This is a genomic window from Cupriavidus sp. CPT47-8839-RL05A, from assembly GCF_058792255.1.
Genome location: NZ_JBYTEG010000011.1, coordinates 169,453 through 182,332, shown reverse-complemented (window position 1 = coordinate 182,332; position 12,880 = coordinate 169,453). Strand labels below are relative to the sequence as shown.

General features: G+C 69.5%; 12 protein-coding genes. 5 read left to right on the top strand and 7 right to left on the bottom strand.

The window, feature by feature from the left end; genetic code table 11:
• Positions 1-44: 44 nt before the first annotated feature.
• The 3 genes from AC3WVS_RS15720 to AC3WVS_RS15710 are packed head-to-tail and all read left to right on the top strand — an operon-like array spanning position 45 to position 2,411.
• The gene (locus AC3WVS_RS15720) at positions 45-1,727 is read left to right on the top strand and encodes an FAD-dependent oxidoreductase (RefSeq protein ID WP_492319396.1); all 1,683 of its coding nucleotides are present in this window, start codon (positions 45-47) and stop codon (positions 1,725-1,727) included.
• A complete protein-coding gene (locus tag AC3WVS_RS15715) occupies positions 1,717-1,896 on the top strand; it encodes a hypothetical protein (protein ID WP_010811169.1) in 180 nt (59 codons plus the stop codon). The genes AC3WVS_RS15720 and AC3WVS_RS15715 overlap by 11 nt, the downstream gene beginning before the upstream one ends.
• Positions 1,897-1,940: 44 nt before the next feature.
• Complete coding sequence (locus tag AC3WVS_RS15710) at positions 1,941-2,411, top strand: MarR family winged helix-turn-helix transcriptional regulator (RefSeq protein ID WP_492319395.1); 471 nt, start codon at positions 1,941-1,943, stop codon at positions 2,409-2,411.
• A 4-nt stretch (positions 2,412-2,415) separates the two neighbouring features.
• Here the strand turns inward: AC3WVS_RS15710 and AC3WVS_RS15705 are convergent, their stop codons facing one another.
• Positions 2,416-2,871 carry a YccF domain-containing protein gene (locus AC3WVS_RS15705; RefSeq protein ID WP_492319394.1) on the bottom strand — a complete coding sequence of 152 codons (456 nt, stop codon included), beginning with the start codon at positions 2,869-2,871 and terminating at the stop codon, positions 2,416-2,418.
• 372 nt (positions 2,872-3,243) lie between these two features.
• On the opposite strand from AC3WVS_RS15705, the gene AC3WVS_RS15700 reads away from it, so the two are divergent.
• Positions 3,244-4,179 carry a 2-hydroxyacid dehydrogenase gene (locus tag AC3WVS_RS15700; RefSeq protein ID WP_492319393.1) on the top strand — a complete coding sequence of 312 codons (936 nt, stop codon included), beginning with the start codon at positions 3,244-3,246 and terminating at the stop codon, positions 4,177-4,179.
• 67 nt (positions 4,180-4,246) lie between these two features.
• On the opposite strand, the gene AC3WVS_RS15695 is transcribed toward AC3WVS_RS15700, so the two are convergent.
• From AC3WVS_RS15695 to zwf, 5 genes are read right to left on the bottom strand one after another with little or no spacing between them, the layout of a single operon-like run.
• Complete coding sequence (locus AC3WVS_RS15695) at positions 4,247-5,575, bottom strand: sensor histidine kinase (protein ID WP_492319392.1); 1,329 nt, start codon at positions 5,573-5,575, stop codon at positions 4,247-4,249.
• A complete protein-coding gene (locus AC3WVS_RS15690; RefSeq protein ID WP_492319391.1) occupies positions 5,575-6,288 on the bottom strand; it encodes a response regulator in 714 nt (237 codons plus the stop codon). Before AC3WVS_RS15690 ends, AC3WVS_RS15695 begins: the two co-directional genes overlap by 1 nt.
• Before the next feature lie 2 nt (positions 6,289-6,290).
• On the bottom strand, positions 6,291-7,304 hold the full coding sequence (glk, locus tag AC3WVS_RS15685; protein WP_492319390.1) for a glucokinase: 1,014 nt from the start codon (positions 7,302-7,304) through the stop codon (positions 6,291-6,293).
• Positions 7,305-7,338: 34 nt separating this feature from the next.
• Positions 7,339-8,019 carry a 6-phosphogluconolactonase gene (gene pgl / locus AC3WVS_RS15680; RefSeq protein WP_492319389.1) on the bottom strand — a complete coding sequence of 227 codons (681 nt, stop codon included), beginning with the start codon at positions 8,017-8,019 and terminating at the stop codon, positions 7,339-7,341.
• A 34-nt stretch (positions 8,020-8,053) separates the two neighbouring features.
• Positions 8,054-9,511 (bottom strand): glucose-6-phosphate dehydrogenase, encoded by a 1,458-nt coding sequence (zwf, locus tag AC3WVS_RS15675; protein ID WP_492319388.1) that lies wholly within the window; start codon positions 9,509-9,511, stop codon positions 8,054-8,056.
• 226 nt (positions 9,512-9,737) lie between these two features.
• On the opposite strand from zwf, the gene edd reads away from it, so the two are divergent.
• Positions 9,738-11,594 (top strand): phosphogluconate dehydratase, encoded by a 1,857-nt coding sequence (edd, locus tag AC3WVS_RS15670; RefSeq protein ID WP_492319387.1) that lies wholly within the window; start codon positions 9,738-9,740, stop codon positions 11,592-11,594.
• Here edd and AC3WVS_RS15665 read toward each other — a convergent pair.
• Positions 11,591-12,529, bottom strand: a complete 939-nt coding sequence (locus AC3WVS_RS15665) for a mechanosensitive ion channel family protein (RefSeq protein ID WP_058697703.1) — start codon at positions 12,527-12,529, stop codon at positions 11,591-11,593. The genes edd and AC3WVS_RS15665 overlap by 4 nt on opposite strands.
• Positions 12,530-12,880 lie beyond the last annotated feature (351 nt).

Sequence of the window (12,880 nt, the reverse complement as noted above, 5' to 3'; positions counted from 1 at the left end):
TAGTTGCGCACACAACTACATCGCAGAGACACTACGACCCCGCCATGCCAGACTCCACCGCACCCCACGCGGCCGTGCCGCCGGCACCGCCGCCCTCGTCATCGCGCCCATGGCCGCAGCACGTGCCGGTACTGATTGCCGGCGGCGGCCCGGTCGGCCTGACGCTGGCTGCGCTGCTGGCGCGCCAGGGCATAGCCGCGCTGGTGGTGGAAGCCGACGACGGCTACTGCGCCGGCAGCCGGGCCATCTGCATGGCGCGGCGTTCGCTGGAAATCCTCGGCTGGGTGGGCGCAGACCGCGCCACCGTCGAAACCGGCCTGCCGTGGGTGGGCGGGCGTAGCTACTACCGCGATGCCGAGGTGCTGCATTTCCGCATGCCCAGCGAACCCGGCGAGCGCTTCGCGCCGATGGTCAATATCCAGCAGTACTACCTGGAAGCCCTCGCCCACGACGCCGCGCTGCGCGGCGCTGCGCCAGCGGATGTGCGCTTCGGCGCGCGCGTGCAGGCGGTGCGCCAGCACGGCAGCGGCGTCGTGGCCGAGATCCAGACTGGCGCAGGCGTGGTGCAGGTCGACGCGCAATGGCTGGTGGCCTGCGACGGCGGGCGCAGCACCGTGCGCGAGCAACTGGGGCTGCGCATGGAAGGCACCCAGTACGAAGGCCGCTACGTGATCGTCGATATCGTGCAGAAGACGCGGCGCGAGGTGGAGCGGCTGGCCTGGTTCGACCCGCCTTCCAACCCCGGATCGACCATCCTGATGCACCGCCAGCCTGACGACGTCTGGCGCATCGACTACCAGATCCGCGACGACGAAGACCCTGACGAAGCCGTCAAGCCCGAGAACGTGCTGCCGCGCGTGCAGAGCCACCTCGACATGATCGGCGAGACCGAGCCGTGGCGGCCGCTGTGGATCTCCATCTACAACGCCAAGTGCCTGACCTTGCAGGACTACCGCCACGGCCGCGTGCTGTTTGCCGGCGACGCCGCGCACCTGGTGCCGATCTTTGGCGTGCGCGGGCTCAACTCCGGGCTGGACGATGCCGGCAACCTGGCCTGGAAGCTGGCGTGGGTGCTGCGCGGCCAGGCGCCCGACAGCCTGCTCGATTCCTATTCGGCCGAACGCGTGCATGCCACGCGGCAGAACATCGCCTACGGCGCCAAGAGCACCGAGTTCATGGCACCGCCCGACTTTGCCTTCCGGCTGATGCGCGAAGCCACGCTGCGGCTGGCGCAGCATGAGCCCGCGGTGCGGTCACTGATCAATCCGCGGCAGTCGGCACCGATTGCCTATACGGATTCGGCGCTGAACGGTCCCAGCGACTTTGGCGACGACTGTCCTGGCGCCGCGCCCGGCCTGCCCGCGCCGGAAATGCGCGTGGCAGGCCCCGACGAGGTCGTGCACCTCACGCAATGCTTCGGGCAACGGTTCACGTTGCTGTACTTCAGCGATGCGCCCTCGCTTCCCGAGCCACTGGCCGCATTCGAGAATGCGCATCCGGAGGCCGTGCAGACACACGTGGTGGTCACCGGCGGCAACGTGGCCGGCGCCACGGCGCTGGCCGACGTCGCCGGCCAGGCCCACGCCCGCTACGGCGCACGATCCGGCACGCTCTACCTCATCCGCCCCGATGGCTATGTCCTGGCACGCTGGCGCGAACCGTCATGGGACGCCGTGCGCGCCACCCTCGCCCCCCTGATGCAAACCGGAGCCCGCCATGCAAGCTGAAGACCTCGACCTCGCCTACACCCGCCTGTGCGAGGCTATGGGCCGTGCCGGCGAAGCACGCTCCCCGCTGCTATTGGCAATGGTGTGCCTGGGCCTGATGAGCCGGCAGGAAGCGCTGGCGCCGGTGCTGGCGCTGATCGACGAAGCCGAGGCTCGCAGCCAGCAATAGGGAGTACAGGACGCTAGAATGCCGACGCCTGACAAGGACACGCCATGAAGCCACTGCCACGCCTCGACCAGTTCCTGACCTACCGCCTGCACCAGGTCAACAAGCTCAGCGACAAGGACAGCGCCGCCGCCTACCTGGAGCAATGCGGCCTGCCGCTCAGCGAGGGCCGCTGCCTGGCCGCGATCGGCGCCTTCGCGCCGCTGTCGGTCAACCAGCTGGCGCAGGGCGCCAACCTGACCAAGGGCCAGGCCAGCCGCTCGGCGCAGGCGCTGGTGGCGCGCGGGCTGGTCAGCAAGGAGGCGAGCGAGGCCGACGGGCGCGGCGTGGTGCTGTCACTGACCGCACAGGGCAAGCCGCTATACCGGCAGGCGATCGCGATGATCGCCAGGCGCAATGCGGAGATCTTCGGCTGCCTGAGCGACGCCGAACAGGCGCTGCTGGGCAGCTTGCTCGACCGGCTGGTCGCGCACGCCGGCCAGCAGGACGAAGGCGGCGCCGAAGACGCCAACGCCTGATCCGTCAGCGGCGCAGGTTGTCCACCTGCAGGCGTGCGCCATCGCGGCGCGCGGCGTCGGCCACTTCATTGGTGACCACGGTCTGCCCGATCGGCGCCAGCGCAATGCCGGCCAGCTTCAGGTGCTGGATCGCAAACGGAATGCCGATGATGGTCACGAAGTTGGCGACCGCCGCCATCACGTGGCCGATGGCCAGCCACACGCCGGCAAAGATAAACCACAGCACATTGCCGACCAGCCCCAGCGCGCCGGTGCCGACATCGTCGCGCCCGGTCAGCTCGCGCCGGCTGATGGCCTGCTTGCCGAACGGGAAGAAGGTGAAAGTCCCGATCACGAAGCAGGCCTTGCCCCAGGGGATCCCGATGATCGAGATAAAGGCCAGCAGCCCGGCCAGCCACCAGGCCAGGCCCATCACCACGCCGCCAAGGATGAACCAGAGGAAGTTGCCGATTGCGCGCATGCCGTTCTTTTGCGAGTGAGGAAGAGAACACGCATGATACGCAATGGTGTGATGCGGTCATGGCGCCGAGGGGGGCGTACCCCGCAAAGCGTACCCGTTTCTGCGTGCCTTGCCGGAACCGGCGGAACGGTACTGCCGGCCCTTCGGGAATCGCGTTCGACCCTTGTTTATAGGCATATTCCATTCTGCAAGACCGGTCGCAAACCTCGCTGCCGCAGGCAAAGCGTACCCGTTTCTGCGTGCCTCCGCGCGTGCTGTCGCCTTCGGCAAGCCCGGCGCCGCAGCGCTAGAATGTGACGTCTGCCCGCTATCCGCGTGACGGACTCCGGGTGCATCCCACCCGCTGCCACCCCTCTCCGACTCCACCCCGCCATGAAGCCCACGCTGCTGATCCTGACCCAGGTCGCCACCCACCACCGCGACGCCATTGCCGAACGATTCGAGATCCTCTACGCGCCCGACGCCGAAGGCCGCGCAGCGCAGATCGCCACGCAGGGCGAACGCATCCGCGCGGTACTGACCATCGGCTCCACCGGCCTGACCGCGGCGGAGATCGACGCGATGCCAGCACTGGAACTGGTGTGCGCGCTGGGCGCGGGCTTCGAGAACATCGCCGTGGCCCACGCCCGCGCGCGCGGCATCGCCGTGGCCAACGGCGCCGGCACCAACGACAGCTGCGTGGCCGACCACGCCTTCGCACTGCTGCTGGCGACCGTGCGCGCCGTGCCGCAGCTGGACGCGGCCACGCGCGCCGGTACCTGGCGCACCGCGCTGCCGCTGCGGCCCAATGTCTCGGGCAAGCGGCTGGGGATCGTAGGGCTGGGCACCATCGGCCGGCGTATTGCCCGGCGCGGCGAAGGCTTCGACCTCGAGATCGGCTATCACAACCGCAAGCCGCGCGAAGATGCGGGGTACCGGTACTTCGACAGTATCGGTGCGCTGGCCGCGTGGGCGGACTACCTGGTGATCGCCACACCGGGCGGGGCGGGTACGCGGCACCTGGTCGATGCAAGCGTGCTGGCGGCGCTGGGGCCGGCCGGGTTCCTCGTCAATATCGCGCGCGGCAGCGTGGTGGATACCGAGGCGCTGGCTTCCGCACTGCGCGCTGGCAAGCTTGGCGGGGCCGGGCTGGATGTCTATGAGAGCGAGCCGGCGCCGCCGGTCGCGTTGTTCGACTGTCCTAACGTCGTGCTGACCCCGCATGTGGCCGGCTGGTCGCCGGAGGCCATCACGGCGTCCGTGACGCAGTTCCTGGAGAATGCGCGGCGGCATTTTGCGGGGGAGGAGGTATTGACGCCGGTGGGGTGAGGAGGAAGGTTTTGCATTGGCCAACGGTACGCCGTCGCTCGACAACAGCCCAACCTGCAGCTAAGACCTACCCGGCGCCAAACACCACCCTAACCCGCAACCCCGGCCCCGCATCCTCCAGCACCACCCGCGCCCCATGCGACTGCGCAATCTCCGCCACGATGGCCAGCCCCAGCCCGCTGCCGCCGGTCGGCGCATCGGCCACCCGATAGAACCGGTCAAACACGCGCGTGCGCTCTTCAGCGGGGATCCCCGGCCCGTTGTCGCTGACCACCAGTTCAACGGCGCGCCCATCGGCGCTGCGACCCACCAGCACATCGATACGGCTTCCGGCAGGGATATAAGCCAGCGCGTTATCCAGCAGGTTGGTCAGCAGGATGCGCAACGCATCCACATCACCCCGCACCACCGCCGGCGATGAGTCCTTGGTGCCGTCCAGCCCAAGATCGATATTGCGATCCAGCGCGGCCTGCGCCATGTCCGCGACCACGCTTGCGGCCAGTTGGTGCAGCTCCACCGGTTCGTGCCGGGGCATGGCTGCGCCCGGCTCCTGCCGTGCCAGCGTCAACAGCTGGGTGACCAGGTGGGTCAGCCGCTCCAGCCCCTGGCGCAGCTTGCCGATGGCTTCGTCACGCGCTGCGCCGTTCTCAGCCCGCTCCACCAGCTGTGCCTGCAGCTGCAGCGCTGCCAGCGGCGTGCGCAGGGCGTGCGCGGCGTCGGCGACGAAGGCGCGCTGGGTGTCGATGGCGTGCGAGAGCCGTGCCAGCAGCTGGTTCAGCGCCGCGCTCAGCGGAGCGATCTCGTCCGGCATCTGGCGCACGGCCAGTGGCGCCAGCGTGTTGGCGTCGCGCGCGCGCACCTCGGTGGCGATTTCGCGCAGCGGGCGCAGGCCGCGCCCCACCGCCATCCACACCAGCCAGCCCAGCAGCGGCAACAACAGCAACAGCGGCGCCACGGTGCGCAGCGCCATGCGCGCGGCCAGCGTGCGCCGTGCGCTCATCGGCTGCGCGATCTGCACCACGGTGGGCCCGAGCTGCATGCTGTACAGGCGCCATTCGCCCTGCTGCGTAGTCACGTTGGAAAAGCCCAGCTCCGCGCGCGCGGGCAGCGCCGGGTGCGAATGCGACAGGTACAGGCTGCGGCCGGAGCCGTCCCAGATGTGGATGACCACATCCTCGTCGGCGTGCGTCAGGTCGCCGGGCGAGCCCAGAAAAGGCGGCGCCACCGGGTCGGCAAACTGGCTGGGCAATGCCGCGGCCATCTGCTTCATCTGGTAGTCGAACAGCGCATTGGCTTCCTGCCGTGCCTGCCCGTAGATCAGCGCCGTGGCGACGGCGATGCCGGCAAGCAGGCCCGCGGCCAGCCACCACAGCAGGGTTCGCTGGATGGAGCGCATCAGGGGGTGTCTCCTTCGCCCGCGGATGCTGCATCCCCATCGAGGCGCGGCACCACATAGCCCACGCCGCGGATATTGCGGATCAGCGCCGCGCCGAACTTCTTGCGCAGCGCGTGGATATAGACCTCGACGGTATTGCTGCCGACTTCGTCGTCCCAGCCGTACAGCCGCTCCTGCAGCTGCGGCACCGACCAGACCTTGCCGGGCCGCGCCATCAGCGCGGACAGCAGCGCGAACTCGCGCGCCGACAGCCGCACCGGCTCGCCGTGGTGGGTGGCCTCGCGGGTAGTGGGGTTGAGCACGATGTCACCGTAGCTGACCAGCGGTTCCGCCCGGCCGGCAGCGCGGCGCGCCAGCGCGTGCATGCGCGCCGCCAGTTCCTGCAGGTCAAAGGGCTTGACCAGGTAATCATCGGCGCCGGCATTGAGCCCCGCGACACGGTCCGCGACGGCATCGCGCGCGGTCAGGATCAGCACCGGCGTCGGCACGCCGCGCGCGCGCAAGCTGCGCAGCACGTCGAGGCCCGGGCGCCGCGGCAGGCCGAGGTCGAGCAGGATCAGGTCATAGCATGCCTGGCCGTGCTGCGCGGTGCTGGCCGCCGCCAGGCCCGCGTCGCCGTCGCGCACCCAGTCGACGGTAAAGCCATCCTGGCGCAGCGCCAGCTTGACGCTGTCGCCGATCATGGCGTCGTCTTCCACCAGCAGCACGCGCATGGCTATGCGTTCCGGCCGCGGCCGTCGAGCTGCTCGGCCAGTGCGCGCGCCAGTCCCGGCAGCGCGGGGTGGCTGGCGGTGATGACGTGGACCGGCACGGCCTCCAGCCAGCCGCGCATGCGGCCCTTGGCGACAAAGCGCTCGGCAAAGGCCGAGGCCTGCAGCGCCGGCACGAAGCGCGGCAGGATGCCACCGCCCAGGTAGACCCCGCCACGCGCGCCCAGCACCAGGGCGATGTCGGCCGCAACCGAGCCGAGCAGGCCGAAGAACACCGCCATGGCGCGCTGGCACAGCGGGTCGTGGCGCTCGAAGGCGCCGGTGGTGACCTGCTCCGGCAGCAGCGGCGCGAGCAAAAGCGTACCCGTTTCTGCGGCCAGCGCGGCATGGATATGCGACAGGCCGCTGCCGCACAGGAGCCGCTCCGCCGACACCCGGCCGACGTTGCGATGGGCGGCGCGCCAGGCGATCCATTCGTCGTCAGTGTCGGGCATCAGCTCGATATGGCCGCCTTCGCCGGCCAGCGCCACGGCTGCTCCGCCCGGCGCCGGCACCAGGCCGGAAACGCCCAGCCCGGTGCCCGGCCCGACCAGCGCGAGCGGCGCGGTGCGCACCGCGGTGCCGGCACGCACGGGCACCAGCCCGTCGGCAGGCAGGTGCGGCAGGGCCAGCGCCAGCGCGGTGAAGTCGTTGATGGCCACCAGCGTCTGCAGCCCGAGCGCGCGCCGCATGCCGTCGATCGAGAACGACCAGTTGTGGTTGGTGAGCCGGACCTGGTCGCCGGTCACCGGGTTGGCCAGGCCGATCGCCGCGTGGCGCGGCACCGGCTTGCCCGACGCGGCAAGTCCGTCGAGGTATTGGCGCAGGGCCGCCTCGAGCGACGGGAAATCGGCCACCTTCAGCGCGGTCACCGGGCCGATCCGCATTGGTGCGGTTTCCAGTGCAAAGCGCACGTTGGTGCCGCCCACATCGCCGAGCAGGCGGGGGAAGTCAGCGCGGGAGGATGCAGTGGTGGCCATGGCGTCGGGTTCGCTCCGCTTGGGAATCAGTCTGTCAGGTCTTGAACACGTCAAGCCCGTGCCGGTGCCGTGACAGCACCAGGCTGACCGGCAACGACGGCGCAGGTCCCTGCAACGCGCGTTCGAGCACCTCGGCCTTGGCCGCGCCCGACACTGACAGGAACACGCGCTCGGCGGCCAGCAGCGCCGCCAGGTTGAGCGTGATGCGGGCATGCGGCGCGGCTGACGGGTGCGTGATCACGTAGCCGGGCTGCGGCTCGCTCAGCGCGCCCTGCAGTTCGGGCGCATCCGGGAACAGCGAGGCGGTATGACCGTCCTCGCCCATGCCCAGCACCACCACGTCGGGCTGGCGGAATGCGCTGTTGGCCCGCGCCACCGCCTGTGCCGGCGCGGCAACGTCCTGCGCATCGGCAATCAGCGGTACGAAGGCGGCGCTGGCAGCGGCCTCGCGCAGCAGGTGCGCGCGCACCAGGGCGGCGTTGCTGTCCGCGTGCTCGGGCGGCACCACGCGCTCGTCGACCAGCGTGATGGTCACCGCTTCCCAGCGCACGTGCCGGTGGCGCAGCCGCTCGAACATCGCCACGGGCGAGCGTCCGCCCGAGACCGCCAGCACCGCCCAGCCCTTGACGCGGATGGCCAGCTCCAGCGCATTGCCGATGGAGATGGCCAGCGCCTCGGCCTGGTCCATCGGGGTGGGATGTTCAAACACGCGCATGATGGTTTCCTTTGCGATTCTGCGGGCGCATGGCTCAGGCTTCCTCGTGCCACAGCCCGCCGTCGCGCGACATCAGCGCCGACGACGCGGCCGGTCCCCAGGTGCCGGCGGTATAGGGCTTGGGCGGCACGGTGCTGGCCTCCCAGGTGTCGATGATGGGTTCGACCCAGCGCCAGGCCTGCACTTGTTCATCGCGGCGCACGAACAGGCCCAGCCGGCCGCGGATCACGTCGAGCAGCAGCCGTTCGTAGGCGCCGGCGCGGCGCACCTTGAACGAGTTGGCAAAGTCCAGGTCGAGCGAGGTCGGCGTCAGCTCCAGCGTGTCGCCAGGCTGCTTGACCAGGCAGTACAGGCGGATGCTCTCTTCCGGCTGCAGCTGGATCACCAGCCGGTTCTGCGGCGACAGCGTCAGCGGCCGCGGGAAGATCGCGTGCGGCACGTCGCGGAAATGGATCACGATCTCGGCCACGCGGGACTGCATGCGCTTGCCGGTGCGCAGGTAGAACGGCACCCCTTCCCAGCGCCAGTTGGCGATCTCGGCCTTGATCGCGACAAAGGTCTCGGTGCGGCTGTCGGGCGCGATGCCCGCTTCCTCCAGGTAGCCCGGCACCGGCTTGCCGCCGATGGCACCGGAGCGGTACTGGCCGCGCACGGTCTTCTCGGCCACGTCCTGCGGCGTGATCGGCTTGAGCGCCTTCAGGATCTTGATCTTCTCGTCGCGGATGGCATCTTCGCTGAGGCTGGCCGGCGGCTCCATCGCCACCATGCACAAGAGCTGCAGCAAATGGTTCTGCACCATGTCGCGCAGCGCGCCGGTGCGGTCGTAGAAGTCGCCGCGCGTTTCCACGCCGAGTTCTTCGGCGATGGTGATCTGCACGTCCTGCACCCACTCGCGCCGCCACAGCGGCTCGAACAGAGCGTTGCCGAAGCGGATCGCCATCAGGTTCTGCACCGACTCCTTGCCGAGGTAATGGTCGATGCGGTAGATCTGCTCTTCGGCGAAGAACTTCGCCACTGCCGAGTTGATCGCCTCGTTGGATTCGAGGTCATGCCCCAGTGGTTTTTCCAGCACGATGCGCACGTTGGGCGCCTGGCGCGTGTTCAGGCCGGCGCGTGCCAGCTGCTCGCAGATCGACACGAACAGGTGCGGCGCGGTGGCGAGATAGCACACCACCACGTCAGGCTTGCGCGCCAGCACCTGCTCCGCGAGCGTATCGAAATGCGCAGGCACGCGTGCGTCGGCCTGCACGTAGACAATGCGCGCACAGAACTTGTCCCATGACTCGGGCGGCGCATGGGCCAGCCCGGGGCGCACGGTCTGCTCCAGCGAGGCGAGGTAGTCCGCGGTCGAGAGCGGCTGGCTGCCGGTGGCAAGGATGCGTGCGGCCGGGTGCAACAGGCCGGCGTGGTGGGCATCGAACAGGGACGGCAGCAGCTTGCGCCGCGCCAGGTCGCCGGTGCCGCCGAACAGCACCATGTCGAAATCAGGCATGCTCACCCTGGACTCCTTTAGCGATTTGAAGACCCGCCATGGAAGGCGCGCGTTGTGGCCAGTTTACGTGACTCGCCAGCGCTTGGCGAGGCGCAGGCCGCGGCACTTGCGTGGCAAAGGCATGACCGGAGCGCGAAGCGTACCCGTTTCTGCGTGCGCTGCGCAGTGGATCGTGCGGTACGCGGCAAAGTGCGCTAGGCTGAAAGCTCCCCCGCAGGAGAACCCCATGCCACGTCATCCAGTGCTCGAGCGGGTCACCGCCCGCATCGTCTCCCGCAGCGCCGCCTCGCGCCAGGCGTACCTTGACCGCACCCGCGCCATGGCCGGGCAGAAGGTCGAACGCGCGCAGCTTTCCTGTACCAACCTGGCCCATGCGGTGGCTGCCATGCCGGACGCCGCGAAGATCCGGCTGAAGGCCGACGAGCGGCCAAACCTGGCGATCGTCTCGGCCTACAACGACATGCTGTCGGCGCACCAGCCGCTGGCGGCTTTCCCCCAGTGGCTCAAGGAAGCGGCGCTCGAGGCCGGCGGCACCGCGCAGTTTGCCGGCGGCACGCCCGCGATGTGCGACGGCGTCACGCAGGGCCAGGACGGCATGGACCTGTCGCTGTTCTCGCGCGATGTGATTGCGCTGGCCACGGCGGTGGCGCTGTCGCACCAGATGTTCGATGCCGCGCTGTACCTGGGCGTGTGCGACAAGATCGTGCCCGGGCTGGTGATGGGCGCGCTGTCGTTCGGCCACCTGCCGGCCGTGTTCGTGCCGGGCGGTCCGATGACCACCGGCATCAGCAACGACGAAAAGGCGCACACGCGCCAGCTCTACGCCGAAGGCAAGATCGGCCGCAAGGAGCTGCTCGAGGCCGAGACCCGCTCCTACCACGGCCCCGGCACCTGCACCTTCTACGGCACCGCCAATTCCAACCAGATGCTGATGGAAATGATGGGCCTGCACCTGCCGGGCACGGCCTTCGTCAACCCCAACACACCGCTGCGCGAGGCGCTCACGCGCGAGGCCGCGCGCCAGGCGCTGAAGCTGGTGCACGGCGGCGAGCGCTATACGCCGGTGGCCGAGGTGCTGGACGAGCGCGCCTTCGTCAACGGCATCGTCGGGCTGCTGGCCACCGGCGGCTCTACCAACCACACGCTGCACCTGATCGCGATGGCGCGCGTGGCCGGCATCGTGCTGGGCTGGGACGACTTTGACGAGCTCTCGGCCGTGGTGCCGCTGCTGGCGCGCGTGTACCCGAACGGCAAGGCCGACGTGAACCAGTTCCAGGCCGCAGGCGGGCTGCCCGTGGTGATCCGCGGGCTGCTGTCGCTGGGCCTGGTGCATGACGACGTGACCACCATCGTCGGCCGCGGGCTGCAGGACTACACGCGCGAACCCGTGCTGCGCGACGGCAAGCTGACCTGGATCGACGGCCCGGCCGCGCCGCTCGACGACAGCATCGTGCGCGCCGCCGACGCGCCCTTTGCGCCGGACGGCGGCATCAAGGTGCTGGACGGCAGGCTGGGCCGCGCGGTGATCAAGACCTCGGCGGTCAAGGCCGAGCACCAGGTGGTGGAGGCACCGGCGATCGTGTTCGAGCATCAGGACGATGTGCTGCACGCATTCAAGCGCGGCGAGCTGGAGCGCGACTTCGTTGCGGTGCTGCCGTGGCAGGGCCCGGCCTCGTGCGGCATGCCCGAGCTGCACAAGCTCACGCCCACGCTGACGGTGCTGCAGGACCGCGGCTTCCATGTGGCGCTGGTGACCGACGGGCGCATGTCGGGCGCTTCGGGCAAGGTGCCGGCAGCTATTCACGTCTGCCCCGAGGCGCTGCACGGGGGCGCGATCGGGCGCGTGCGCAGCGGCGACATGATGCGCGTGGATGCGCCCGCGGGCGTGCTCGAGGTGCTGGTGCCGGACGACGAATGGCAGGCGCGCGCGCCTGCCCGTCCGGACCTCAGCGCCAATCGCCACGGCGTGGGCCGCGACCTGTTCGCCACCTTCCGCCGCCATGTCAGCACCGCGGAAAGCGGCGCCTGCACGCTGTTTTCCGACGAGGGCGACGACAACAATAACGCACCTGTGCTCGGCTAGCCCAGGTGCTGCACCGGCTGGCGCGGAGCCGCGCCGGCCGGGTGCGGCGCGCTCGCCGATGGCGCGCTGTCGGCCACCTTCACCGCACCCGGCACCGAGGCGGCGCCCGGCACGTGCAATTCCTGGATCGGCACCGCCAGCTTGCTGCCGGCTTGTTCCAGCACATGCTTGATGCGCTCGTAGAACGCGAAACGCACGTTCCAGTAGTCGTCGTTCGAGGTCCAGTAGCGCACGTTCAGCGTGATGCCCTGCTGCGTGTAGTTGACCACCATGGTCTCGGGCCTGGGTTCGGCCAGCAGGCGCGGCTCGCGCGCGAGCATCGCGCGCAGCGCTTCCAGGCTGCGCTGCACATCGCTGTCGAAGGTCACCGTGGCCTCGATGTCAGCGCGCCGCGTGGCGTTCTCGCTGTAGTTGGTGATGGCGCTGCCCCACAGCTTGCCGTTAGGCACGCGCAGGCAGACGCCATCGAAGGTGGTCAGCTCGGTCATGAAGAGGCCGGTCTCGCGCACGGTGCCGGCCACCCCCTGCGCATCGATGTACTGGCCGACGCGGAACGGCCGCAGCAGCACCAGCATGATGCCGGCGGCAATGTTCTGCAGCGTGCCCTGCAGCGCCAGCCCGATGGCCAGGCCCGCGGCGCCCAGCATGGCGATGATGCTGGCGGTCTGCACCCCGAACTGCGACAGCACCAGCACGATGGTCAGCACGCGCACCATCCATTGCAGAGCGTTGGCCAGCAGCGGGCGCATGGTCTCGTCCACGTGCGTGCCGCTGAGCGCGCGCCGGGCGCCCCGGGCCACGCGGGCCGACAGCCACCAGCCGGCCATCAGGATCAGGATGGCTGCCAGGCAGTTCATTCCCTGGTTGATGGCGAACTGGACCAGGTAGGTCCAGCCCGCCTCCAGCTTGTTGGCATCGATGAAGTTCAGGTCCATGGGAGCGGCTCCGTTTGCGCTTGTTATGGAGGAGACAGGCGGTGCTGCGTACCCGTTTCTGCGTGCGGCAGCGGGCTGCCAGATCGCCCCCAGGCGCCTGGCGGGAAACTTCCCGCTTGACAGATTTCCGTACGTTGCCAGCGCGATGTCAGAGGATCACCGACAATGCCGGCACGGCAATACAGTGAAGGGGACAAGCAAGGCGGGATTTGGTTTCCGGCGATTGCGTCACGCGGTTGCGTGCAGGCGCGCCAGCCCTTGTGCAATCAGGGCTGGCGGCGGATCAGAAAAATCCGAGCGAGGGAGGAACCAGGGGCAGCCAGGCCAGGCACGGCGCGGCGGGCCAGCTGT

Coding starts and splice junctions, on each gene's coding strand:
- AC3WVS_RS15720 (WP_492319396.1), top strand. CDS start 45: ATGCCAGACTCCACCGCACCCCACGCGGCCGTGCCGCCGGCACCGCCG.
- AC3WVS_RS15715 (WP_010811169.1), top strand. CDS start 1,717: ATGCAAGCTGAAGACCTCGACCTCGCCTACACCCGCCTGTGCGAGGCT.
- AC3WVS_RS15710 (WP_492319395.1), top strand. CDS start 1,941: ATGAAGCCACTGCCACGCCTCGACCAGTTCCTGACCTACCGCCTGCAC.
- AC3WVS_RS15705 (WP_492319394.1), bottom strand. CDS start 2,871: ATGCGCGCAATCGGCAACTTCCTCTGGTTCATCCTTGGCGGCGTGGTG.
- AC3WVS_RS15700 (WP_492319393.1), top strand. CDS start 3,244: ATGAAGCCCACGCTGCTGATCCTGACCCAGGTCGCCACCCACCACCGC.
- AC3WVS_RS15695 (WP_492319392.1), bottom strand. CDS start 5,575: ATGCGCTCCATCCAGCGAACCCTGCTGTGGTGGCTGGCCGCGGGCCTG.
- AC3WVS_RS15690 (WP_492319391.1), bottom strand. CDS start 6,288: ATGCGCGTGCTGCTGGTGGAAGACGACGCCATGATCGGCGACAGCGTC.
- glk (WP_492319390.1), bottom strand. CDS start 7,304: ATGGCCACCACTGCATCCTCCCGCGCTGACTTCCCCCGCCTGCTCGGC.
- pgl (WP_492319389.1), bottom strand. CDS start 8,019: ATGCGCGTGTTTGAACATCCCACCCCGATGGACCAGGCCGAGGCGCTG.
- zwf (WP_492319388.1), bottom strand. CDS start 9,511: ATGCCTGATTTCGACATGGTGCTGTTCGGCGGCACCGGCGACCTGGCG.
- edd (WP_492319387.1), top strand. CDS start 9,738: ATGCCACGTCATCCAGTGCTCGAGCGGGTCACCGCCCGCATCGTCTCC.
- AC3WVS_RS15665 (WP_058697703.1), bottom strand. CDS start 12,529: ATGGACCTGAACTTCATCGATGCCAACAAGCTGGAGGCGGGCTGGACC.